Origin of the sequence: Agrobacterium sp. SORGH_AS 787 (assembly GCF_030819035.1) — a bacterium.
Taxonomy (GTDB): Bacteria; Pseudomonadota; Alphaproteobacteria; order Rhizobiales; family Rhizobiaceae; genus Agrobacterium; species Agrobacterium larrymoorei_B.
This window is the reverse complement of record NZ_JAUTBG010000001.1, coordinates 1836518-1858853: the sequence shown is the minus strand read 5'-3', so window position 1 is coordinate 1858853 and position 22336 is coordinate 1836518. Positions and strand designations below refer to the sequence as shown.

Below are 22336 nucleotides of genomic sequence, written 5' to 3'. Positions count from 1 at the left end.
CTCAAGGCGCGCCACTGAAAGCATCGATGAGAGTCTGACGGAGGTCGCTCATTGGTTGCTCTGGCGTCGTATTGGCGGGCATCATCCCGCCAACAAATCCCTTGGCCTCAAAGTGGCCAACGAGATCAGCATCGTCGCTGACGATATGCACGGGCACGGCGCGGGACGCGCCCTGCCCCGTAATGATGGACGCGGGCTGATGATCGCCGAGGATAACGTAGACCACGCCGCGATGATGCCTTTCCATGAACTCCCCGAGCGTCGCCAACGAATAATCGATCGTCTGTATGTATTGGCGGCGCACCCGCTCGGGGTCAGCCCAGACGACGGAGGGCGGGTCGCCACTGGCAGCCTGATCGTTGAAGGCGGAGCCATCGCCGACCTTGTCCCAATCGATGAGCTTCGGCACCGGCGTCCATGGCGCGTGGCTGGAAATGAGTGCAATCTCCGCCATCACATTCTGCCCCCGCTCGCGCGCAGGTTCGAGCGCCAAACGATCGACAGCAGACATGGTGTACTGATCCGGCATCGTCACCCAGTTGAAGGGCTTGCCACGATATTGAAGGCCGGATGCCGACAGGATCTGGTCATAGCCGAAATAATCCGCTTCCGGCCACGCCATGGTGATGGCTGGCATGACAGCCACGCTGTGCCATCCGGCTTGCGAAAACAGCCGGTTCAAGCTCGGTTGGCGGCTGATCATCAGGCGATCGTAGCGTGCCTGACTGTCGACCCACAGCCCTGACAGCAAGGTGCCGTGGGCAAGCCAGCTCAGGCCACCAACCGTTGGAGACGTAACCCAGCCACTGGCTGCGTGTAAGCCTGCCTCTCCGATCTCACTATTGATGGCGCTGAGCCGCGGCACTGTAACGTCGGCGTATCGGGGATCTTCGATTGCAGACCGTCCATAGGACTCAACGAAGATCAGAATGACGTCCTTGCCTTTGACGCTTTGAAAAAGATCACGCCCATCTGTTGGACCAAGCCCCGTGACCAATTCCTTTTCGAAAGCTCGCATGTCCTCTGCGGAGCGTACGACCAAACTCAGCCTATTCGACAAATAGCCGGGCGTGCGAAAATCCACCCAAGGCAAGCCCAGCCACATCAGCCCTGCCCCAAGGACAAAGATTGCCGCGAAAAGCGCTGTCAGAATGCGCCGCGTCGACCCAACAGCCTTCCCCATCCACGTCAGTGACCTCAGGAAGACGCTTGCCACAAGGACGAAGATCAGAACTCCTCCGACCAAGGCTGCGAGCGCTGCCGGTGTGCCGATCGTACCGGAAATCAGGTTCCAGCCATCCTTTAGCATCTTGATATCGAGATAGGGGTTGAACGGGCGCTGGAAGGCAGACTGCACGCCAATATCCGCGAGCTTCAGGAAAAGCACGAGGAAGACGACGAAGCCGCACACGAAAATCACGATGCGCCTTAGCCAACCCCTCGTCAAAAGCGTGAGAAGGCCGATGAGAGACCACTCCAACGGGAGTCTCTCGAAGGCTCCCATCCCGAGTGCATCGGGATGATCAGGCAGGTTGAAAGCGAGCAGTGCAGCAGACGAGAAAAGCAATGCACCAATCATGGCTTTCAAGTTAATGTGTTTGCGGCTGGACCCGATTTTCCCGTTCACTTCAATCCACTCTCCAGGCAGTGCGTATCAATGAGCTGGAAAAGCAGCCGAATGCAAAGGTCTTCCCGCTTGAACAAACTGCGAATTGTCGTCTCTTTTATCACGCTTACATTTCTGATTGCGATCATTCTTCGAACAGATGTGAGCGCTCTCGGACAATCGCTCTCCCGAACCTCTTGGGTTGTTGTCGCAATCTGTCTTGCGCTGGTCCAGGTGCAAGTCGTCCTCTCTGCGCTTCGCTGGCGTTTCACCTCCCGTCGTCTCGGCCATGACATCGCTCCTCTTAAAGCAATACGCGAATATTATGTCGCAAGCTTCCTGAATCAGACCCTTCCGGGCGGCGTGGGTGGAGATGCCATCAGGGCGTGGCGAATGCGAGGTAACGAACCCGGCGGCTGGCGCCAGCCTGCCAAGGCGGTGATCTTCGAGAGACTGTCCGGGCAGATTGCCTTTTTCATTCTTGCGATCGTCGGGATCATTGTCTGGCCGTTGGTGACGACGACGGATTTCGGACAACAGCTGCGGCACTATCTCCTGTTTGCTGGCGCGCTCCTTTTGGTCGCAGCGTTCGCTCTTTCTCTGGCGAAGCCCAAATGGGCGGCGGAGAGCGCATTGCATGAAGGCCTCGCCGAGGTGTTTGTGCGACGAGGAGCATGGGTCGTCCAGTCCATCACAAGCATGAGCGTGCTGATGACCTATGTGATCATATTCTTCATCGCCGCTGCCGCGACAGGCTCGCACCTGCCCTGGGTCGCCTGTTTGACGATCATCCCTTTCTGTCTCGTGGCAATGCTCATTCCAACAGGCTTTGGCGGCTGGGGCACACGTGAGGCCGCGGCAATGGCGCTCTGGCCGTTGTTGGGAGCGGCACCGGTCGATGGACTGGCGGCGAGCATCACTTATGGGTGGCTGTCTCTCCTGGGCACCGCGCCCGGCGCGATCTTCCTTGCCGCCAGCGCCTTGAAGAGACGACCGAGCCACGCCTGAGCGCTGCCTCACCGACGATCAATCCGCGCATAGACGTCGCCGGACCTGGCATCGGCCGGCATAGCAGCGAGTTCCGTCAGCATCTGGCTTCCCGTTTTCCACCCTTGCGAAACGAAGCGATGGGTTTCGCCTTCGACGCGATTGAAGCGGTAGTCGCCGATCGAGACAAGCTTCGCGATCGCTTTATGGGCAACAGACGGCATGGCCGGGATATACTCGAATGCGATGAGGTCAATCGGCTGGCTCAAGCCTGAGAGGACCGCTGCTTCAGCGCCCTCCACGTCGATCTTGATGAAGGCCGGCACCCCGTATTTTTCGATGAGATCATCCAGGCGCAGCATGGGAACGGTGACCTTCTTGTCCCATTCGACGTGAGAGAATCCGGCATTCTGCTTGACCGCTTCAACAAAGCTGGACGAAACGCTGGTAACCGTTGGGTGGCGGCTGGAGATCAGCAGGTCCACACTTCCCTGAGATGCACCGACAGCGACCCTTTCGAACCCCTCAAGCTCTTTGCCAAGATGCTTTTCGATGAAATCTGCGAAGAGCGGCTGAGGCTCGATTGCAACGACCCTCGCTCCGATCTCGATCAGTGTTCGGCTGCGGCTTCCCACATGAGCGCCGATGTCGAAGACGAGTTGTCCAGGGGAAACAAGGGAACGGTAGAGGCGCTTCAAGCCGAAACGTCTCCACGGCTGACCGTAATAGACGATGAGAGAGCGAATGAGACCGAGCGATGACGACAGCCTCCCCGCCACCGTCATGCGCCCACCCGCTTGCCCACGAGATACACAATGTCTGCAGCAAATGAGTAGACAAGCATCAAAAGCGCTGCCGAAGCCAGATAGTCTGAAACTGGAGCCACGACAGCAGGCACGAGGATGAGGCACAGCGCCGACACCTGCACGACGCAGACGAACTTGCGTCTCGTGGACGGCGGGAGATCGGCCGCGAGGGCCGGAAGAAGCCAGCCAGCCGCCACAAAGACATAACGCATCAGCCCGATCAGCAGCACCCAAGCACCAGCCTTGTCCAAAAGAGCGGCTGCGACCGAAAGGATCAGGATCAGGAAGGCATCGACTTCCATATCGAAGCGCGCACCAAGCTCAGATTCTTGGCGATACCGCCGTGCGAGATAGCCGTCGATCCCGTCAAGCATCAACGCCACCACAACGACGCCGACGAGGATCCATAAGACCGTTTCGGCCTGCTGCAGGCTTTCGAAACACAGCACCGTTGCCGCCGTCAAACTCACGAGCGACGCCCGAAAGGCCGTCACCATATTGGCGTAGCCGAATTGCCGATACGGGTATTGCGGAAGCATATAGAGCACAAAGGCAAAGATGGCCGAAAGGGAAAGCGTTGCCGCAACGACAAAATCCCAACCCAGCGACATTTCCACACGCACCAAGACGGCGACGGCGATGGTGCCGAACAATAGGCAGGCGAGATTTACCAGCGTATTTTGCAGGAGAGGCCTTCGGTCTTTCAATGTCGCCAGCGACTCGCCGTGGATCAGTGCCATTTGTCTCCTCCCGGGATCCTTAGGCTTACTCGGCTGCGACCAGCGTTTCAAGGTCCATCAGATGCCCGGCCCGAACGGTCTTGGTTCGAAGGTAGTTCTGGTTCTCGGCGGTCACGGTGCCCGTGACGGGCGCGCGCGCTTCTACCTCGATACCCCCGGCACGAAGACCTTTGATCTTGGTTGGATTGTTCGTATAGACGGCCACTCTCGTAATGTTCATATGGCCAAGCATGGCGACAGCGGCCTCATAGCGGCGATGGTCCTCGGAGAGGCCAAGCTCGGCGTCGGCATCGATCGTATCGAGGCCGAGATGCTGGTAACCATAGGCACGCATCTTCGCGCCGATACCGGTGCCGCGACCCTCCTGGTCGAGGTAGAGCAGCACGCCACCCCCGGCCTGCTTCAACAGCGCCAGACCGTTGCGCAACTGATCGCCACAGTCGCATTTCAGCGAGTTGCAAAGGTCACCCGTGATGCAGGACGAATGGATGCGGATCGGCACGGTCCGCGACACGTCGGGATTGCCGACGACAATCGCGACCTGATCTTTTTGCGCAAGTCCTCCGCGGAACACGACGAACTCGGAATCGCCGAGATCCTTAAGCGGGACGCGGGTTCTCACCACCTTTTCGAAACGCTGGAGCGCCATTCTCGTATTCAGCAGGCGGGACGCAGAGAGCTCGCAGCATCCGGAAAAACGCTCCGGCGACGAAGACACATCGGCCATGACCATGGCAGGTAGGAGCAGCGCCACGCGCGCCAGCTCTGCCGTCTGCGATGCAAGTTCGTCGGCCTTGGTCCATTTTTGCGGACGCTCTGCACCCAGAACGTAGGATAGCTGCGAAGCCTGTTCGAAGCTGACACCTGAAAGGGGCGTCAGCACGTCTCCATGACCGAGAATGCCAAGACGTGTTGCACGTGGCGCGGTCAAGAGCAGAGAATGGCTGTTCGCAGTTGCCATTGCGAACTGGTCGTAAACCGAAGGTGCAACGGCATCCAGCGCGAGAACTGCCAGGCGTCGCTCGTTCGAGGAGAAGAGGATGGGGCGACCGTAGCGAAGTTCCGAAACGGCGCGCTCTACTTCAATCTCAGGGGTGGAAGACTCAAAGGCAGCTTGGGCGGCAGACGACATGTGACATACTCTCCCTAGACGTTTTTGCTCTCTACGGAGAAGATCATGGTTGGATTTCTCGCAGACACGGAATTTATTTTGGTAATCCGCACGGAACAAAACGCGCGTCTTGGCAATACGCTCCATTGAAATCGCATTTATCAGGATCACCCTTTTGGCACCAACGTCGGCCGAACCTTCGAATAGCAGAAACATAATTTGCCGGGCGCTGTGGGTCGAGACAGCAAACCGTTGCGCCTTAAGGCAAGAGACCCTCGAGCCGGTTCAGGCAGACCAAGTTCTGGTTCGCACGCTCTTTAGCGGGATCAGCCGTGGCACTGAGTCTCTCGTGCTGGCGGGCAAAGTGCCGCTGAGCGAGTTCGACAGAATGCGCGGTCCCCACATGGAAGGCAATTTCTCCTTTCCCGTGAAGTACGGCTACTCCACAGTCGGGAAGGTTGAAGATGGCCCCAACGATTTGATCGGCAGGACGGCGTTCTGCCTTCATCCGCACCAGGATCGTTTCGTCACCACCCGCGACATGGTCGCGTTACTGCCAGAAGATCTTCCGCCAGAGCGTGGCGTGCTCGCGGCAAACATGGAAACGGCACTCAACATCGTTTGGGATGCCATGGTCCAACCGGGCGACAGGGTCGCTGTTTTCGGCGCCGGCGTCGTTGGCACGTTGATCGCCGGTCTTTCCCGCCGGATTGCAGGCACAGAGACGGTCTTGGTGGACACCAACACCGATCGCCGCGCGCATGTGGAGGCCATGGGTATCTCCTTTGCAGAGGCGGGTACGCTCAATGGCGAGTTTGACGTGTTGATCAACGCCTCGGCGGCGGGCGCCGCACTTTCCGAGGCCATCGAACACGCTGGCACCGAGGCGCGCATCATCGAGGCAAGCTGGTATGGCGACAAGAACGTATCCATTCCGCTCGGCGGCGCCTTCCATTCCAAGCGCCTGCAACTCCTAAGTTCGCAGGTCGGTGCCGTTCCTGCCTCGCGGCGAGCGCGCTGGAGCTTTGGCCGACGTATGGCGAAAGCCTTGGAACTGTTGGAGGACGAGAGCCTCGATCACCTGATTTCCGGCGAGACGGCCTTTGCTGATCTGGCCGACGATTACCCCCGTATCCTTTCATCGCAGACGACGCTCTGCCACCGCATCCGCTACTAACGAAAGAGAGACCATGTTCGCAGTCGAAGTCAGAGACCACATCATGATCGCCCACAGCCTGCCGCGTCCCGTCTTCGGACCAGCACAAGGCATGCATGGCGCCACCTTCGTTGTCGATGCTGCATTTTTCACGAAGGACGTGGACGAAGACGGTCTTGCCGTTGATATCGGCGCAGCGACAAGTGTTCTCTCCGAAACGCTGAAGCCGTTGAATTATCAGAACCTCGACGAGCTTGATGTCTTCAAGGGCAAGGTCAGCACCACCGAAGTCATTGCAAAGCATATTTTCGATCAACTCGCTGAGGCCATTGCCGCCAAGCGGCTTGGCCCCGGAAGCCACCGGATTTGCCGCATCCGGGTGCTGCTGCATGAATCGCACGCCGCACGCGGCTGGTACGAGGCCGACCTTTGAGACAACGGCTGGCCTTCGCCTACCCCGGTAATCTTGAACTGAAGACCGGAGGCTATGGCTACGATCGTGAAATGATCGCGGGTCTGAGGCGGCTTGGATGGGATATCGACCTTATCGCTCTTGGAGAGGGTTTTCCCTCCCCTTCTTTCCAGGCATTGGAAAAGGCTGAAGGACGTCTCTCTGCGCTGCCCGACGGCACGCTGGTGATGATCGACGGGCTTGCCTTCGGCGTCATGGACGAGTGGGCAAAGCGTGAAGAACAGCGCCTGAAGATCGTGGCGCTTGTCCATCATCCCCTGGCGCTTGAAACCGGCGTAAGCGAGGCCGATCAATCCCGCTTGCGGAGCAGCGAAAGACGGGCTCTTGCCACGACGCAGCATGTTTTCGTTACGTCACCAATGACGGCACGCGAGCTGATCAAGAACTTTGCTGTTCCGACCGCCAAGGTGAGTGTGGCTGTGCCCGGCACGGTGAGGCAACCGAAAAGCCATAAGGCACAAAACGACGTCCCTCAGATCCTCTCCGTCGGCTCCCTCACGCGACGAAAAGGCCATGACGTCCTGATCGCCTCGCTTGCCATGATCGTCGATCTGCCGTGGAAGACCACGATTATCGGGAGCCCACATCTCGACCCTTCTGTCGCTGCCGCTTTGGCGGAGCAGATCAGCGCTCTTGACCTGAACGACCGCATCACGCTGGCAGGTGAATGCGAGGAGCTTTCGGCGGCCTATGCGAGTGCGGACATCTTCGCGCTTGCCAGCCGCTATGAAGGCTACGGCATGGTGTTTGCGGAAGCACTCTCTTACGGCCTGCCGATCGTTGCGTGCCATACGGGCGCCGTGCCGGAAGTCGTGCCAAGCGAGGCCGGTTATCTTCTGCCGGTGGACGATGTGGAGGCTTTAGCCTCTGCGTTGAAACGCCTCTTGATGGATCCCGAGGATCGAGCACGCCGGGCCGAGGCGGCAGCATCTGCGGGTGCAGATCTTCCGAGCTGGACCGATACGTGCACCATCCTTTCCAACAGATTGAAAGCATTGATATGAGCGGCTTTGACAAGGAATGGCTTCGCCTTCGTGAACCGGCAGATCGCGAGGCACGATCGTCCTCTCTTGTTGAGGCGGTGAAAGAATACATCCAATCCCACTCTCAGCATGTCGTCATGGATATTGGTTGCGGCACGGGATCGACCTTTCGCACCCTCTCGCCACGTCTTCCCGATGTTAAGTGGAAGCTACTGGATTATGAGACGGTGTTGCTTGACGAGGCAAAACGCCAGATCGGGCCGCGGGACGACGTTTCGTTTCATTGCGCCGACCTCAATACGCTGGACGAGACCTTGCTCGACAATGTCGCGGTCGTCACCGCATCCGCCTTGTTCGACCTCTGTTCGGCGGACTTCTGCCGACGATTTGTCGAGCGATTGGCGCGCAAAAAGATCGGGCTTTATGCGGCGCTCAACTATGACGGCGCCATGGAATGGTCGATCAAGCATCCTCTTGATCGTGCCGTTGTTGCCAGCTTCAACCAGCATCAACGCACGGATAAGGGCTTCGGACCGGCTCTTGGACCTGACGCTTCAGGCTATCTGTCGAGCTTGTGCGAGGATGCAGGATTTTCCGTCAAGACGGCCTCCAGCCCATGGGCGCTCGGGCCTGATTCCGAGGCGCTTCAGAGCGAGTTTCTTGCGGGCCTCGCCGCCCCTATCCAAGAAATCGGAAACATCGACACGGCAGAGTTCAAGAGTTGGCTTGAGTTTCGCTTGTCACGCGTTGGCGTAGATGGAAGCCGGTGCATCGTCGGCCACACGGATTTCCTGGCCCTTCCGAACGTTTAAATCCGACTGCGGCTTCAGGCAGCAGTCGAAAAGCACGTCGCTCCCGAGACCATAGATATCGGCTTGGGGGCGGTGGGCGTTGCAAAGCCTTGCGATCGGCGGAAGCGAAATCCCGCACGGACCTGAACCAATAATCAGAGGCGCGATCGCAACATGCAGTCGGTCGACCAGTCCCGCATCGATAAAGCGAGAGATCGTGCGCGCCCCGCCTTCGACGAGAATGCGTTTCAATCCGCGCTCTGCGAGACAATCGAGAATGTCTCGGGGGTCAAGTCCTCCGGCGCCGCGCTGAAGTTTTATCACCTCGGCGCGATACGACGTCGCATGCGCGTCATGTCCTTGAATGACGATCACTGGAGCGCCGTCATCATTGAACAGCCCCTCGTGTCCAGTCAGTTCGCCCTTGCAATCGATGATGACACGTGTGGGGCTCGGTCCCTTGACTTCGCGAACCGAAAGGCGCGGATTGTCGTTCTGAACCGTGCCGACACCGACAATGACCGCATCCACAAGGGCACGACACCGGTGGAGATGCGCCAGACCATCAGGTCCGGATATGTCGCGAGCATCGCCTGTTGGCGTTGCGACCCGACCGTCAAGCGACTGACCGACCTGCGCGATGACGAAACCGTCCCTGGCTGCCGCAATAGGACCATAGAGCATGAGCGCTGGGTCGGCTTCCTTTCGGCGCAGTGCATCCTTCCCGTCACGAATGGAAAGAAGCTTTGTCCAGAGCCTGTCGGTCATGTGAAGGTTGCGCATCGACGTCCCTTTAAAGAATGCGGTAAAGCGTGGCGTCCCGGCGGATCAGATGGTGGAAGATCACAGCCAGCATGTGTAACGCGAACAGCGCTAAAATGATCCAAGCGCTCCATTCATGGATCGCCGAAAATACCGGTGCGATCTCAGGAGATTTTCCGATCGGGCTCCAGACGGGCACCACTCCGAACCATTGCAGGGGAAAGCCATACGCATTCGTGGCAAGGAAACCAGACACCGGCATGATGATGAGGAAGAGGTAGAGCAGACCATGGACCGCATGGGCGGCGATCCGCTCCAGCGCTGGTCCCTCTATCGGTGGCGCCGGTTGATACAGTCTTGCCCCGACCCTCAGCAACATGACCCAAAGCAGCAGAAATCCAAGGCTTTCGTGGACGAGGTAAAAGTCGAGCTTCACCTCATCCTTGACGAAGCCGATCATCAGACCCAGCGGCCATGTCAGGAAAACGAGGATGGCAACGACCCAGTGAAGCCCCCTCGAAGCGGCACTGTATCTTGGAACATCCGGCAGCGATTGATTACTCATCCATAAGACTCCTCGGAATCGAGCATCATCATGCCACAACGGACGGAGCGAGTGATAGTTCTCAGTATTGATAGAACTCGATGTGGTACCCTTGCAATGCGATGCGGCAACGAGTGTCGCAGTGTGACCCGATCTCCGGTCTCGCTGCGACCGTGTTCGTCGTAGCGATCAGGCCAACACGAGATGTCCTGGCGAAACCTCACGATACTCTCGCTTCGGTGCGACATAGCCGACATTTCGGACAGGACTTTTCAGCTCTTCGATGCCGGCATTGCGCCGAATGCCGCGACGGGCTGGGTCTGGCACAGGTACTGCCGCCATCAGCTTCTTCGTATAGTCGTGCTGTGGATTGGCGAAGATTTCCGTGCGCGGTCCGATCTCGACGATCTCTCCGAGATACATGACTGCCACCCGGTGGCTGACGCGTTCAACAACTGCCATATCATGGCTGATGAAAAGGAAGGCGATCTTGAACTGCTCCTGCAAATCCATCAGCAGATTGCAGACCTGCGCCTTGATGGACACATCAAGCGCGGAGACACTTTCGTCGGCAACGATAACCTTCGGATTGAGCGCCAAAGCGCGGGCAATGGCGACGCGTTGACGCTGACCGCCGGAAAACTCATGCGGGTAGCGATCCATCATGGTGGATGACAACCCGACCCGTTCCAGAAGATCAGCCGCTTTGCGGCGCGCATCCGAAGGTGACGCGATGCGGTGCTTGATCATCGGCTCGGCTACGGCAGAGCCAACGGTCATGCGCGGATTGAGACTCGAGAACGGGTCCTGGAAGATCATCTGCACGCTTCGACGTAGCGAACGCAGGCCCGTCGGGTCGAGCCTCAACACATCATAACCGTCTAGCGAAACTTGACCGGACTCTGGTTCCACGAGCCTCGTGATGGAGCGGCCCGTCGTGGACTTACCGCAGCCAGACTCGCCCACCAGCGAAAGCGTCTCACCTTGAAAAAGATCGAAGCTGATATTCTCGACTGCATGCACCGCGCCCGTGACCCGGCCAAAGAGACCGGAGCGGATGGAAAATCGCGTGACGAGGTTCTTGACCGAAAGAACAGGCGTAAGCCCGCCTTCCACGGTGTCTGCGACCTCGACGCTCTCGCCCACCTCACCCGTTTGCATATCGACCTTGGGGAAGCGCAACGGTCGTCGATGCCCATCCATGGAGCCAAGTTTCGGTACCGCCGCGAGAAGCGCGCGGGTGTAAGGGTGCTTTCCGCGGTGAAAGATATCCGCAGTGTCGCCGGTCTCGACCTGGTCACCACGAAACATCACGATGGTGCGGTCGGCAATTTCAGCGACGACGCCCATATCATGGGTGATAAAGAGGACCGCCATGCCCTCCTCTTCCTGGAGGGTTTTGATCAGGTCGAGGATTTGTCCCTGGATCGTCACGTCGAGCGCGGTCGTCGGCTCGTCGGCAATCAGAAGCTTCGGTTTCGAGGCCAGCGCCATGGCAATCATGACGCGCTGCCGCATGCCGCCGGAAAACTGATGCGGATACTCGTCGAAACGACCCGCCGCATTGGGGATGCGGACCTTTTCCAGCAGCCGTATTGTTTCGTCCCTGGCTTGGGCCTTGGTCATTCCCTTATGCCGGATTAGCACCTCGGAGATCTGTCGACCGATGGTAAAGACCGGATTAAGCGATGTCATCGGCTCCTGAAAGATCATCGCGACATCATTGCCGCGAACATGGCGCATCTCATGCTCGGAAAGCGAGAGAATGGCCTTGCCGTTCAGTTCCACCTCGCCTTCGATCCGGCTGACCAGGGGATCGAGAAGCCGCATCAACGACAGCGAGGTTACGCTCTTGCCCGAACCGCTTTCTCCGACGATAGCGACCGTTTCACCGGCTTTCACCTCAAAGGAAAGTCCGCGGACGACCGTCTTCCATTCGTCATCGACCTTGAAGGAGGTCGTCAGGTTTTTGACACGCAGAACTGCTTCATTGGAAGTCTGCCCGTTGACGGTCATGGCTCATCTCCCCACAGCATAGGCCTGCATCAGGCGTGGTGTCGCCGCCGCGCGCAGCAGCCCATCGTGATCGCGTCGCGCTGCCGTCAGGCGGCCGACCGTCCACGGCTCGGCGGGCGTCACGTCATGGCCGCGGCTGCGCAATTCGCGCAGGGTATCTTCACCAACGCTCGTCTCGATCATCACGTTACCGGGCTGGCGCGTTCGCGGATAGAAGGACCCCGGGAAGTGCGATGTATGGAAGAGTGGCAGATCGATCGCTTCCTGCAAGTTCAGTCCAAAGTGGGCATAGCGCAGGAAGAAGGAAAGCTGCCACTGGTCCTGCTGGTCGCCGCCCGGCGTCCCGAAGGCGAGTGTCGGGCGACCCTCGAAAAGGGCGAGTGACGGTGTCAGTGTCGTGCGGGGGCGCTTGCCGGGCGCAAGAGAGGTCGGAAGACCCGGCTTCAGCCAGAACATCTGCGCGCGGGAGTTCAGGCAGAAACCGAGACCGGGAACGATGGGCGAGCTTTGCAGCCAGCCACCCGACGGCGTGACCGAGACGATGTTTCCTTCCCGGTCGATCACGTCGATATGGACTGTGTCGCCGCGCTTTTCTGTCAGATGCGACATGGTCGGCTCGTAGACTGCGCCAATCCCTTGCATGGAGTTCAACATGGAGAGCGTCAGATCGCGCTGGTTCTCAAAGCCGGGCACCAGTCCCGGCCGCAGGTCCATCGATGCCTTGTCGGAAATCAGCGTGCGACGCTCGTCATTGTAGCTGTCGGACAGCAGAGTCTGCACCGGCACCTGCGCGAAGTCCGGGTCTCCGTAGTAGACTTCGCGGTCGGCATAGGCGAGCTTCATCGCCTCGACGACGGTGTGAACGAAGTCGGGACCAGCCGGGTCCATCTTGCCAATATCGACGCCCTTCAACAGCGCAAGCGATTGAAGCAGGACTGGGCCCTGCCCCCACGGCCCTGTCTTGGCAATCGTCCAGCCGTGATAATCATAGGTGGTCGGCGCATCGATGGTGGCCTGGTAGCCCGCCATATCATCCGCCGTCAGCACACCCTTGTGTCTCGAACCGCTGGCATCCATCACCTCGGCTTTGGCCAGATAGTCGGCGATCTTTTCAGCGACGAAGCCTCGGTAGAAGGCGTCGCGTGCCGCTTCAATGCCGGCTTCGCGACCGGGCTTTGCCTCCGACTCCTTTACAATCCGCTTCCAAGTCTCCGCAAGCACCGGGTTCTTGAAGTTCGACAGTGGTTGCGGCACTGCACCGCCCGGCACCCATGTCTCGTAGGACGTCGGCCATTCCGTCTCGAAGAAATGCGCCAGACCTGCAATCGAGGCCGAAACGCGGGCCAGCAGCGGATGGCCGTTTTCGAGATAGTGGATAGCGGGCTCCAGCACCTCACGCACACTCATCGTGCCATAATCGCGCAGCATCAGCATCCAGCCATCGAAGGCGCCGGGAATAACGGTCGCCAGCAACCCGTCGCCGGGGATGATGTCGATGCCCTCGCCTTTGTAGTGCTCGATGGTTGCGCCAGCAGGGGCCGGACCCTGCGCGCAGATTACCTCGACCTTATCCTTCTTCTTTGAATAGATCACAGCGGGCATGTCGCCGCCTGGACCATTCAGATGCGGCTCGAGCACCTGGAGCACGAAGCCCGTTGCAACGGCAGCGTCGAAAGCGTTTCCGCCCTTTTCGAGAATGCTCATGCCGACCGAGGATGCAATCCAGTGCGTGGAGGTCACGACACCGAATGTACCGAGGATTTCAGGGCGAGTTGTGAATGCAGTCATAGGTTCAGTCCTTCGGGATTATCAGTGTTCGCGCGGATCGAGCGCATCTCGCAGGCCGTCGCCCAGGAGATTGAAACCGATCACCACGAGGAAGATGGCTGCACCCGGCCAGATGGCCATCCAGGGTGCCTGGGAGAGATAGTTCTTCGCCACATTGAGCATGGAGCCCCAGCTCGCTGCCGGCGCCTGCTGCCCAAGGCCAAGGAAGGAGAGGCTTGCCTCGGCAATGATTGCGGTTGCTACCGTCAGCGTCGCCTGAACGATGATGGGCGGCACGATGTTGGGAAGGATGTAGCGGAGCATGATATCGTAATGTCCGAGCCCGATCGAGCGCGCTCCTTCGATATAGTCCTCGGTCTTGACCGCAAGTACCTGTGCGCGTGTCAGCCGGATGAAGATAGGCATGGCGGAAAGGCCGATCGCGATCATCGCATTGGTCAGGCTCGGGCCAAGAAAGGCGGCCAGCGCGATTGCCATGATCAGGAACGGCATCGCCAGAAAGGCTTCCGTGATACGGGAGATGACTTGGTCCAGCCAGCCGCCGAAATAGCCGGAGACAAGGCCGAGCGGCACGCCCGTGATGACCGCTATGAACACGGAGATGACGCCCGCCATCAGCGAGGCCTGCGCACCCCAGATCATGCGCGAGAGAATGTCGCGGCCGATATCATCCGTGCCGAGCCAATGCGCCGCCGACGGTGCCTTGCGAATGGCACTCCAGCTTGTGGCATAGGGATCGGCGATCGGCAGAACGGGTGCGAGCAGAGCGACGACGGCAAAGAACACGATGATGATCAAACCGGCGATAGCGCTCTTGTTGCGCTTCATTTTCTTCCATGCGCGATTTTGCGAGCGCTTGGCGACCGGTGCGGCTATCTGAACGGTCGCGCTCATATCGCAGCCCTCATGCGCGGATTGAGGAGAACCGTGACGACATCCGCCAGCAGGTTCATCAGGATGAAGCCGATTGCTGTGCAAAGCACCACACCTTGGACGACAGCATAATCACGCGTGAAAACCGCATCGACGATGAGCTTGCCGAAGCCGGGAATGGTGAAGATCTGCTCGGTCAAAACCGCACCGGCCAGCAGCTCTCCGAAGAGCAGCGCCGACAAGGTGATGACGGGCAAAAGAGCGTTTCTGAAGGAGTGGCTGAGCACCACCTGCCAGTTGGACAATCCCTTGGCTCTGGCGGTGCGGATATAGTCGGACTTCATCACCGAGAGCATGGCAGATCGCGTGTGACGCATCAGCGTCGCGGCCAGCGCATTACCGAGAACGAAGGACGGCATGATCATGGTCTGGATCGAGCGCACGGGATCAACGAAAATAGATTCGTAGCCTGATGCCGGAAGCCAGCCAAGATGGACCGACACCAGCAGGATCAGCATGATACCAAGCCAGAAATTCGGGATCGAAAGGCCGGACAGCGCGACGATGTTAGAGAGATAATCGATCCACGTATTCTGTTTGACGGCAGCAAGAATACCGATCGGTACACCGATGATCAGCGCGAAGAACATCGACATCAGGGCAAGCTGGATGGTGACCGGGAGCTTCTGGCCGATCAATTCAAGAACCGGCTGGTTGGTCCTGAGCGAAATGCCGAAATCACCCTGAAGCACAGAGCCAAGCCAGTAGAAATACTGGTAAACGACCGGGTCGTTCAATCGATACCGCTCGCGTAGCAATTCGATAACGGCAGGATCGCGCTCCTCCCCCGCCATGGCGAGAATGGGATCGCCCGGCAGGAGCTTTTGCAGCGAGAAGACGAAAATGGAAATGATAAGCAGAGTCGGTATGGCAACCAAGAGCCGCTTGCCGATATAGATGTGCATTGCATCGATCCTTGAAACACCGGGTGTGCCAGAGATTGGCACAGGCGCTGTTGCCAGCGCCTGCGACGGAACATCAAGGGCTTATGAGCCTTTCTTCACACCGGTCAGGCGGATCATGCCATCGGACGAAGGGGTGAAGCCGGTCACGGCTTTGGACGTCGCGTAGAGATAGGCCTGATGACCGAGATAGATCAGCGGCAGATCCTCATCGAGGATCTTGGTCGCCGCATCATACTTCTCCTTGCGAACGGCATTGTCAGTCGAGGCACGCGCCTCGTCGAGCAGCTTGTCCACTTCCGGGTTGCAATATTTGGTGTCGTTGATGCCGCCCTTGCAGGTAACAAACTGGTGGATATTGCCATCGGGATCGGAACGACCAGACCAGTCGGAGCGTGACAGAACGTAATTGCCCGCTGTCTGCTCCGAAAGCAGCGTCGCGAATTCAGTGGCCTTCAGCTTCACATCGAAGCCTGCCTCCGCCACCATGGCCTGAATGACCTGCATCATCTGCGTCTGGGTCGTATTGTTGGCATGCTGCAATTCGATTTCGTAGCGGTCGAAGCCAGCTTCCTTCATCAGCGCCTTGGCTTTTTCCACGTCGCGCGCCGGCACGGGAACATCCTTGTTGTACCAGGGGCTGGTCGGCGGCCATGCCTGGTTGCCAGCCATTGCCGTTCCTTCGAAGACAACCTGGTTGATCGCCTCGCGGTCTATGGCGAGCGAAAAGGCCTGGCGCAGACGCTTGTCCTTGCCGAAAGGATTGTCCGCCTTCGGCCCGTTGCCGATATTGACATACATGGCCATGTAGCCCGGCCCGACGACTTCACCATAAGTCAGCTTCGGATCGTCTTTAACCGATGCTGCGTCCGAAGCAGAAATGCGCTCCGCCATGTCGAGATCGCCGGCACGCAGGTTCGCCAGACGAACCGTCGTATCGGGAATAGGGAGGAAGGTCACCTTGTCGAGAAAGATGTTATCCTTGTTCCAGTAATCGGCGAACTTCTCCAGCACGATGCGGTCCTGCTGGATGCGCTCCACGAACTTGAAGGGACCGGCGCAAACCGGCTTAGAACCAAAATTGGCGCCAAGTTCCTTGCCGGCCTTCGGCGAAATCATCATGCCTGCACGGTCCGAAAGCTGAGCGAGCAGGCTGGCATCCGGCTTCTTCAACGTGAACTTGATCTGGTACTTACCAGTCGCTTCAACCTTGGCTACGGAGGCGAGCTCGCTCTTGCGGCGCGACTCCGGCATCGTCATGTTGCGCTCGATCGTATAGACGGCAGCCTCGGCATTGAACGGCGTGCCATCATGAAAAACGACGCCTTCACGCAAATCCATTGTCAGCGTGTTGCCATTGTCGCCCCATGCCCATTTCGTCGCGAGCTGCGGAACGACGGCGAGATTGTTGTCGAGATCCACAAGCTTGTCGCACATGCTGGTATAGACCAGGCGACCGACGAAGGTGCGTGACTGGGCCGGATCGAGCACGTCGGCATCGTCCTGCAAACCTATGCGAATATCCGCAGCAAAGGCGGAGGTGGACAGCAATGCTGCAGTCAGCAGACTGGCGGAGAATTTGGTGATCTGTCTCATGTCGTTCTTCCTCTGAATGGCGTTCAGGCAGCCGGTGTTCCGGTTCATGCCGTGGTGATTGTCTGTCAGATCTCTCCCGTCGATCCGTGATCGAGATGATCCATCGATGTCTGGCGGATAAGCCGTTCCTGCAATGTCAGGAGGTGATTGCGCATGGCTTCACCGGCCTTCGATGGATCGCGAGCCGCAATCGCGTCGATGATTTCGGCATGCTGGTCGCGCGATTCCTTCAGCGTGTCATCGAGCCGGCGTGCACGTTCACGAACCGCCTGCCAGGACGGGTCCTGGCGAACCCGATTGACGACATCGAACAGCGATAGGAAGAGCTGATTGCCCGCACTTTGCGCGATCAATCGATGGAGCGAACCATCCCAAAGCTCCCGCCAATCCGCATCGGTTCGCTCATAGATCTTGGCGCAGGTTTCCCGCATACGAAGAACGTCGGAGGGTTTGGCGCGCATGGCGGCAAGCTGTGCAAGCTGCGGCTCGATGCGGAGCCGGACCTCCATGATCTCCATGAAGTTGGTGCCGGGGACGAGACTTGCCGCATGGTCACCCCAACTATCCGGTTTTTGACCAAGGAAGGTACCGGCACCCTGGCGGCGCCAGATCAGGCCTTCCGCTTCAAGCACTTCCAATGCTCGCCGAATTTCCCGGCGGCCCGCACCAAGGCGCTCGCTCAACGTGCGCTCTGTCGGCAATTTTCCATCGCGTCCAAAAGCACTTACGGCGATCAGTTCACGCAAGCGTTCAAGCGCGTAATTCGCATTGTCCAGCCCGGTGATGTTGGACTTCTCATTCATTGGTGCGTACCAATTTCACATTGGTTCAATCAATGCCGAACAGGTCCTTTCGTCAAGCTTAAAATTTACCCACGCGGAAATTTTATGCAGTGAAGCTTCACGGAGAGAGCGCGTTTGCCCGAGATAAACGCGAAATAGCAGCGGTCGTGTTACGGACCGCTGCTTTCTATACGCGCCAAAAGTGGCTTCTCGTTAGAACGGTATCAGGCAGCCAAACTGGTTTGATGAACTTCGACAAGCTCTTGATAGCATGAGATATTTCCTGCAAGAACGGGTTGGCCCTCGAAGAGCTTCTCACCCTCTAGCGAAAACGGCATGACCTTTCCGCCTGCCTCCTTCACCAGGCAAAAACCGGCCATGCAGTCCCAGGCTCGCATATGAGGCTCGTAGTAGCCGACCAAGCGACCCGCAGCGACATAGGCCAGCATCAGCGCACCGGATCCATTGCGAATAAAATTGCCGCCGCGCGCCATGACGTCGCTGATGATCCGACCGACACGCTCCGGCGTCACGTAGTTGTTGCAGCCAATCCCGGTCAGGGCGTTCTGAATATTTCTCGAAGGGTCGAGCGTCAAACGCACACCGTTCAATGTCGCGCCGTGGCCTTCGGCAGATGCGTAGGTTTCGTTAGCACAGGGTACGCGGATCACACCGATGACCGGCTTGCCGTCCCGGACCACGGCAATAGACACACAACAGCTTGGCATGCCGTTGACGAAAGGGGCTGTGCCATCGATCGGGTCGACCACCCAGGTGTAGCCAGAGACACCGTCGTCGTAGCCATGCTCCTCGCCGAGAAAGCCATCCCCGGAAAAGATCGCAGCGACGCGCTCCCGCAGCATGGTTTCGACGTTGCGATCGGCGATTGAGACAACGTCCTGAAGGTCCCTCTTGGTTTCGATCACCAGGCTGTCGCGCTTGTTGAAATAGTCGAGCGCCATGGCGCCAGCCTCAGCCGCCAATTCCTTTGCAAGCGCAAAGCGCTGTTCGAGGCCGTCATTCCGTTCTGTCATTTCCAATGTCCTTGATTCAATCTGCGATGTTTACGCGTCGATGAGCGCTATGCCACGGTTTTTAAAACTCAGTGTGACATCGCTGGTCTCGTTCACAGTCTGGTTCATGTCGTGATCAACGATGAACAGCGTGCCGACTTCTGTCTCGACTTCGTATTCCAGGTGCCCGCCGAGATAGGCGGTGTGCAGCACGCGTCCCGGCATCCCGGCCTCGCCCGGCGCGCCGATCCGGATAGACCCTGGACGAACGGCAAGTTTTGCCGCGCCAGCGCGGGGATGCCTGCTTGGAATGCGATGTTCCGTCTTACCGATCCGGACGATCGCTTCCTCGCCTGACTGTGAGATGACCTCGCAAGGCACGACATTTGCCTCGCCCATGAAGTCCGCAATGAAGGACGATGCCGGGGCTTCGTAGAGCTCGCGCGGTGCTCCCGATTGGGCAATTTCACCCTCCTTCATGACGATGATGCGATCGGAAACCGCCAGCGCCTCATCCTGATCATGGGTCACATAGACAGCGGTAAAGCCGATGCGCTGTTGCAGTTCACGAATGTCGGTGCGCACGCGTCGGCGCAGACGTGCGTCGAGGTTCGACAAGGGCTCGTCGAGCAGGAGCACTTGCGGCTCCAGCACAAGGGCTCGCGCAACTGCCACGCGCTGCTGCTGCCCGCCGGAAAGTTCGGCAGGTAGACGATGGCCCATGCCGGCGAGACCGACGAGGCGCAGCCCTTCCTCCGCCTTGTCACGCGCCTCGTACTTCTTTAGCCCGGAGGATTGAAGGCCATAGGCAACGTTGTCCAACGCACTCATATGGGGAAACAATGCGTAGGACTGGAAGACCATCGACACATCGCGCTCATTGGCCGGCAGCATGGTGACATCCTTGCCGCCGATCAGGATACGGCCGGAGTTCGGATGCTCAAGACCAGCGAGCATTCGAAGCGTCGTCGTCTTGCCACAACCGGACGGGCCAAGAAGCGTAACAAGCGTGCCCGGCTCGATGGTGAGAGATAGATCCGGTATGGCAGTAAACGCGCCGAAGGTCTTGCGAACATTCTGAAAAACGACTGAGCCGGGTTTGACGGTAATCATGCGGCTTTCTCCTGAGGATTGGATATGGATGTGGCTGGGGAAAAGCCGGCAACGCGGTTTTCACGGCGAAGGCGTCGTTCCCCAACGGCAAGTTGGAAGCCAGCGATGACGGTGATCATGACGACAATCAGCATGGACGAGTAGGCGATCGCCACTCCGTATTCCCCATTTTCAACCAGGCCGACGATGTAGGATGTCGCCATGTTGTACTGGGCACTGACGAGGAAGATCACGGCACTGATGGATGTGATGGCGCGGACGAAGGAATAGACGAGTGCCGCCCTGATCGCCGGACGAAGCAACGGCAGCACCACCAGCCGTATAGTGCGGAAGCTGTTTGCGCGCAGCGTCATGGAGGCTTCGTCCAGGCTCTTGTCCAACTGGCTCATGGCCGCGATGCCACCGCGCACGCCGACCGGCATGTTGCGGAACACAAAGCACATGATCAGGATGATGGCGGAACCCGTCATTTCCAGCGGCGGCAGGTTGAATGCCATAATGTAGCTGACCCCAATGACCGTCCCAGGAATGGCAAAGCTCATCATCAACGCGAATTCGAAGAGATTGCGCCCGGCAAATTTCTGTCTGACGATGATGTAGGCGGTCAGCAAGCCGACGGCCGCCGTCAGGGGCGCCGCGATGAGCGCGATTTCCATGGTCGTCCAGAAGGAGTTCCAGGCAACACCCGTCCAGGCGATGGAACCGTTGCTGATGCTGACGGAGAAAGCGCGAACGTAATGATCGATCGTCAGCGTGTTGTCCAAGCCCCAGGTCTTCACGAAGCCACCGACAAGGATCATGCCATAGATGACGACGGTAAAGATCATCCATGGAACCACCAATGCATGAACTGCAATCGACATCGATTTCGGCAGAGCGATGTGTGCCCCGCTGTCGCCCTTGCCCGTCACCGTGGCAAAGTTCTTTCCCGACAGCCAGAAGCGCTGTGCAAGAAAGGCAGAGAGCGTGAAGCAGAGCAGGACGATGGCAAGGACGGCCGCTCGCGAAGGGTCGTTCTGAGAACCAACCACTGCAAAAAAGATTTCGGTCGAGAGAACGCCATGGCTCCCACCCAGCACCAGCGGGTTGCCGAAGTCGGCCATACTTTCGATGAAGCCGATCAGGAACGCGTTTGCGAGGCCAGGCTTCATCAGCGGCAGGGATACGCGCCAGAAGGTCCGCCAGCGGTCGGCACGAAGCGTCTGAGATGCCTCTTCCATGGAAGGGCTCACCCCTTCGACAACGCCGATGAGGACGAGGAAGGAGATGGGTGTGAACGAGAGAACCTGGGCGATCCAGATACCCGAAAGACCGTAGAGCCAGCGACCCGGTTCGACGCCAAAGACGCCAGACATGAATTCGGTCACGACACCTGCGCGCCCGAAAAGCAGCGTGAGTGCGAGGCCGATCACGAATGGAGGTGTGATAATCGGCAACACCGTCAACAGACGCAAACCCTTCTTGAAAGGAAAGCGTGTTCTTGTCGCCACCAGTGCGAAGGCAAGGCCGAGGATGGTGGATCCTGCTGCTGTCATGATCGCCAGGAACAGGGTTCTCCATGCCACACCGCAACGACCACCGCCCATGACGCAGTCAAGGCTCCAGATGCCTGGATCGCGCATGTTGCGGATGAAGCCGTCAGGATTGAAGGAACCGTCGAAGTCCTGAAGGGCGCCGACCATCATGCTGCCGATCGGATAAAAGACGAAGACGCTCACGAGAAAAATCAGCAGCGAGATGCATGAGACGATAAAGGCATCGCCTTTCATGAAGCCCCGTTCGGCAAGCCCGAAGGAAATAAACAGGACGAAGACGAAGGCCATTGTGACTGCGCCTGCACCCATGGAAGGCTGGCCATCCGACAGGGCACCAAAGAGACCTTCGGTCGCTTGCCAAGTCCAACCGGAAAACCCGATCGCCAGCCCCTGAAGCACGAGGAAACCGAGACCGAGACTGCCCGCTGTCACCAACAAGGCGCCACGTTTGTCGGCGTCAGAGATCATCCGCCCAGCCACTCCCAGAAGGAAGAACGCAAGGACGCCGAACAGCCAGGCGCGACCTTCAGACACCATCTGAAGAATGCCCGGAGCGACCGCCTTAGAGAGCGGGAATTCCGCCAGCCAGCGGAGACCGAAGAAACCGCCTTCAATGCGGTACCAGGGAACGAGCACAAGTGCCGCTAGTCCCACGGCCAGAACAATGTCCAGCCGGCGATTGCCATGGGTCATGGTCAAC

At 58.6% G+C, this 22336-nt stretch carries 20 protein-coding genes; 5 read left to right on the top strand and 15 right to left on the bottom strand.

Annotation, left to right across the window (positions count from 1 at the left end; genetic code table 11):
* Nucleotide 1: 1 nt before the first annotated feature.
* Nucleotides 2-1579, bottom strand: coding sequence for a sulfatase (locus QE435_RS08190; RefSeq protein WP_349040904.1), 1578 nt, complete (start codon nucleotides 1577-1579; stop codon nucleotides 2-4).
* Between the two features lie 117 nt (nucleotides 1580-1696).
* Here QE435_RS08190 and QE435_RS08185 point away from each other — a divergent pair, with 117 nt between their 5' ends.
* Nucleotides 1697-2614, top strand: coding sequence for a lysylphosphatidylglycerol synthase transmembrane domain-containing protein (locus QE435_RS08185; RefSeq protein WP_349040903.1), 918 nt, complete (start codon nucleotides 1697-1699; stop codon nucleotides 2612-2614).
* A gap of 8 nt (nucleotides 2615-2622) precedes the next feature.
* On the opposite strand, the gene QE435_RS08180 is transcribed toward QE435_RS08185, so the two are convergent.
* From QE435_RS08180 to ribA, 3 genes are read right to left on the bottom strand one after another with little or no spacing between them, the layout of a single operon-like run.
* The gene (locus QE435_RS08180) at nucleotides 2623-3378 is read right to left on the bottom strand and encodes an FkbM family methyltransferase (RefSeq protein ID WP_349040902.1); all 756 of its coding nucleotides are present in this window, start codon (nucleotides 3376-3378) and stop codon (nucleotides 2623-2625) included.
* The gene (locus tag QE435_RS08175; protein WP_349040901.1) at nucleotides 3375-4139 is read right to left on the bottom strand and encodes a CDP-alcohol phosphatidyltransferase family protein; all 765 of its coding nucleotides are present in this window, start codon (nucleotides 4137-4139) and stop codon (nucleotides 3375-3377) included. Before QE435_RS08175 ends, QE435_RS08180 begins: the two co-directional genes overlap by 4 nt.
* Nucleotides 4140-4164: 25 nt before the next feature.
* On the bottom strand, nucleotides 4165-5271 hold the full coding sequence (gene ribA / locus QE435_RS08170; RefSeq protein ID WP_349040900.1) for a GTP cyclohydrolase II RibA: 1107 nt from the start codon (nucleotides 5269-5271) through the stop codon (nucleotides 4165-4167).
* Between the two features lie 328 nt (nucleotides 5272-5599).
* On the opposite strand from ribA, the gene QE435_RS08165 reads away from it, so the two are divergent.
* From QE435_RS08165 to QE435_RS08150, 4 genes are read left to right on the top strand one after another with little or no spacing between them, the layout of a single operon-like run.
* On the top strand, nucleotides 5600-6427 hold the full coding sequence (locus tag QE435_RS08165; RefSeq protein ID WP_349040899.1) for a zinc-binding alcohol dehydrogenase: 828 nt from the start codon (nucleotides 5600-5602) through the stop codon (nucleotides 6425-6427).
* 13 nt (nucleotides 6428-6440) lie between these two features.
* Nucleotides 6441-6839: a 6-carboxytetrahydropterin synthase gene (locus tag QE435_RS08160; protein WP_349040898.1), complete on the top strand. Its 399-nt coding sequence runs from the start codon at nucleotides 6441-6443 to the stop codon at nucleotides 6837-6839.
* A complete protein-coding gene (locus tag QE435_RS08155; RefSeq protein WP_349040897.1) occupies nucleotides 6836-7882 on the top strand; it encodes a glycosyltransferase family 4 protein in 1047 nt (348 codons plus the stop codon). Before QE435_RS08160 ends, QE435_RS08155 begins: the two co-directional genes overlap by 4 nt.
* Nucleotides 7879-8673: a class I SAM-dependent methyltransferase gene (locus tag QE435_RS08150; RefSeq protein ID WP_349040896.1), complete on the top strand. Its 795-nt coding sequence runs from the start codon at nucleotides 7879-7881 to the stop codon at nucleotides 8671-8673. The genes QE435_RS08155 and QE435_RS08150 overlap by 4 nt, the downstream gene beginning before the upstream one ends.
* Here QE435_RS08150 and QE435_RS08145 read toward each other — a convergent pair.
* From QE435_RS08145 to QE435_RS08095, 11 genes are all read right to left on the bottom strand, one after another.
* A complete protein-coding gene (locus tag QE435_RS08145) occupies nucleotides 8602-9435 on the bottom strand; it encodes a RibD family protein (protein ID WP_349040895.1) in 834 nt (277 codons plus the stop codon). The genes QE435_RS08150 and QE435_RS08145 overlap by 72 nt on opposite strands.
* A 10-nt stretch (nucleotides 9436-9445) precedes the next feature.
* Nucleotides 9446-9979 (bottom strand): cytochrome b, encoded by a 534-nt coding sequence (locus QE435_RS08140; protein ID WP_349040894.1) that lies wholly within the window; start codon nucleotides 9977-9979, stop codon nucleotides 9446-9448.
* 168 nt (nucleotides 9980-10147) lie between these two features.
* Nucleotides 10148-11974 (bottom strand): ABC transporter ATP-binding protein, encoded by a 1827-nt coding sequence (locus tag QE435_RS08135; RefSeq protein ID WP_349040893.1) that lies wholly within the window; start codon nucleotides 11972-11974, stop codon nucleotides 10148-10150.
* 3 nt (nucleotides 11975-11977) lie between these two features.
* Nucleotides 11978-13762, bottom strand: a complete 1785-nt coding sequence (locus QE435_RS08130; RefSeq protein WP_349040892.1) for a gamma-glutamyltransferase family protein — start codon at nucleotides 13760-13762, stop codon at nucleotides 11978-11980.
* A gap of 21 nt (nucleotides 13763-13783) precedes the next feature.
* On the bottom strand, nucleotides 13784-14656 hold the full coding sequence (locus tag QE435_RS08125; protein ID WP_349040891.1) for an ABC transporter permease: 873 nt from the start codon (nucleotides 14654-14656) through the stop codon (nucleotides 13784-13786).
* On the bottom strand, nucleotides 14653-15600 hold the full coding sequence (locus tag QE435_RS08120) for an ABC transporter permease (RefSeq protein ID WP_349040890.1): 948 nt from the start codon (nucleotides 15598-15600) through the stop codon (nucleotides 14653-14655). The genes QE435_RS08125 and QE435_RS08120 overlap by 4 nt, the downstream gene beginning before the upstream one ends.
* An 81-nt stretch (nucleotides 15601-15681) precedes the next feature.
* Entirely contained in the window at nucleotides 15682-17193 is a 1512-nt protein-coding gene (locus QE435_RS08115; RefSeq protein WP_349040889.1) for an ABC transporter substrate-binding protein, read from the bottom strand.
* Nucleotides 17194-17258: 65 nt separating this feature from the next.
* Nucleotides 17259-17996, bottom strand: coding sequence for an FCD domain-containing protein (locus QE435_RS08110; protein ID WP_306927828.1), 738 nt, complete (start codon nucleotides 17994-17996; stop codon nucleotides 17259-17261).
* Between the two features lie 203 nt (nucleotides 17997-18199).
* A complete protein-coding gene (locus QE435_RS08105; protein WP_349040888.1) occupies nucleotides 18200-19009 on the bottom strand; it encodes an inositol monophosphatase family protein in 810 nt (269 codons plus the stop codon).
* Nucleotides 19010-19039: 30 nt separating this feature from the next.
* Nucleotides 19040-20101: an ABC transporter ATP-binding protein gene (locus QE435_RS08100; RefSeq protein WP_349040887.1), complete on the bottom strand. Its 1062-nt coding sequence runs from the start codon at nucleotides 20099-20101 to the stop codon at nucleotides 19040-19042.
* Nucleotides 20098-22329, bottom strand: a complete 2232-nt coding sequence (locus tag QE435_RS08095; RefSeq protein ID WP_349040886.1) for an iron ABC transporter permease — start codon at nucleotides 22327-22329, stop codon at nucleotides 20098-20100. Before QE435_RS08095 ends, QE435_RS08100 begins: the two co-directional genes overlap by 4 nt.
* Nucleotides 22330-22336 lie beyond the last annotated feature (7 nt).

Bases quoted from the DNA above. Each gene is read 5' to 3' on its own strand.
- QE435_RS08190 (WP_349040904.1), bottom strand. From the start codon at position 1,579: ATGATTGGTGCATTGCTTTTCTCGTCTGCTGCACTGCTCGCTTTCAAC.
- QE435_RS08180 (WP_349040902.1), bottom strand. From the start codon at position 3,378: ATGACGGTGGCGGGGAGGCTGTCGTCATCGCTCGGTCTCATTCGCTCT.
- QE435_RS08175 (WP_349040901.1), bottom strand. From the start codon at position 4,139: ATGGCACTGATCCACGGCGAGTCGCTGGCGACATTGAAAGACCGAAGG.
- ribA (WP_349040900.1), bottom strand. From the start codon at position 5,271: ATGTCGTCTGCCGCCCAAGCTGCCTTTGAGTCTTCCACCCCTGAGATT.
- QE435_RS08160 (WP_349040898.1), top strand. From the start codon at position 6,441: ATGTTCGCAGTCGAAGTCAGAGACCACATCATGATCGCCCACAGCCTG.
- QE435_RS08150 (WP_349040896.1), top strand. From the start codon at position 7,879: ATGAGCGGCTTTGACAAGGAATGGCTTCGCCTTCGTGAACCGGCAGAT.
- QE435_RS08145 (WP_349040895.1), bottom strand. From the start codon at position 9,435: ATGCGCAACCTTCACATGACCGACAGGCTCTGGACAAAGCTTCTTTCC.
- QE435_RS08140 (WP_349040894.1), bottom strand. From the start codon at position 9,979: ATGAGTAATCAATCGCTGCCGGATGTTCCAAGATACAGTGCCGCTTCG.
- QE435_RS08135 (WP_349040893.1), bottom strand. From the start codon at position 11,974: ATGACCGTCAACGGGCAGACTTCCAATGAAGCAGTTCTGCGTGTCAAA.
- QE435_RS08130 (WP_349040892.1), bottom strand. From the start codon at position 13,762: ATGACTGCATTCACAACTCGCCCTGAAATCCTCGGTACATTCGGTGTC.
- QE435_RS08125 (WP_349040891.1), bottom strand. From the start codon at position 14,656: ATGAGCGCGACCGTTCAGATAGCCGCACCGGTCGCCAAGCGCTCGCAA.
- QE435_RS08120 (WP_349040890.1), bottom strand. From the start codon at position 15,600: ATGCACATCTATATCGGCAAGCGGCTCTTGGTTGCCATACCGACTCTG.
- QE435_RS08115 (WP_349040889.1), bottom strand. From the start codon at position 17,193: ATGAGACAGATCACCAAATTCTCCGCCAGTCTGCTGACTGCAGCATTG.
- QE435_RS08110 (WP_306927828.1), bottom strand. From the start codon at position 17,996: ATGAATGAGAAGTCCAACATCACCGGGCTGGACAATGCGAATTACGCG.
- QE435_RS08105 (WP_349040888.1), bottom strand. From the start codon at position 19,009: ATGACAGAACGGAATGACGGCCTCGAACAGCGCTTTGCGCTTGCAAAG.
- QE435_RS08100 (WP_349040887.1), bottom strand. From the start codon at position 20,101: ATGATTACCGTCAAACCCGGCTCAGTCGTTTTTCAGAATGTTCGCAAG.
- QE435_RS08095 (WP_349040886.1), bottom strand. From the start codon at position 22,329: ATGACCCATGGCAATCGCCGGCTGGACATTGTTCTGGCCGTGGGACTA.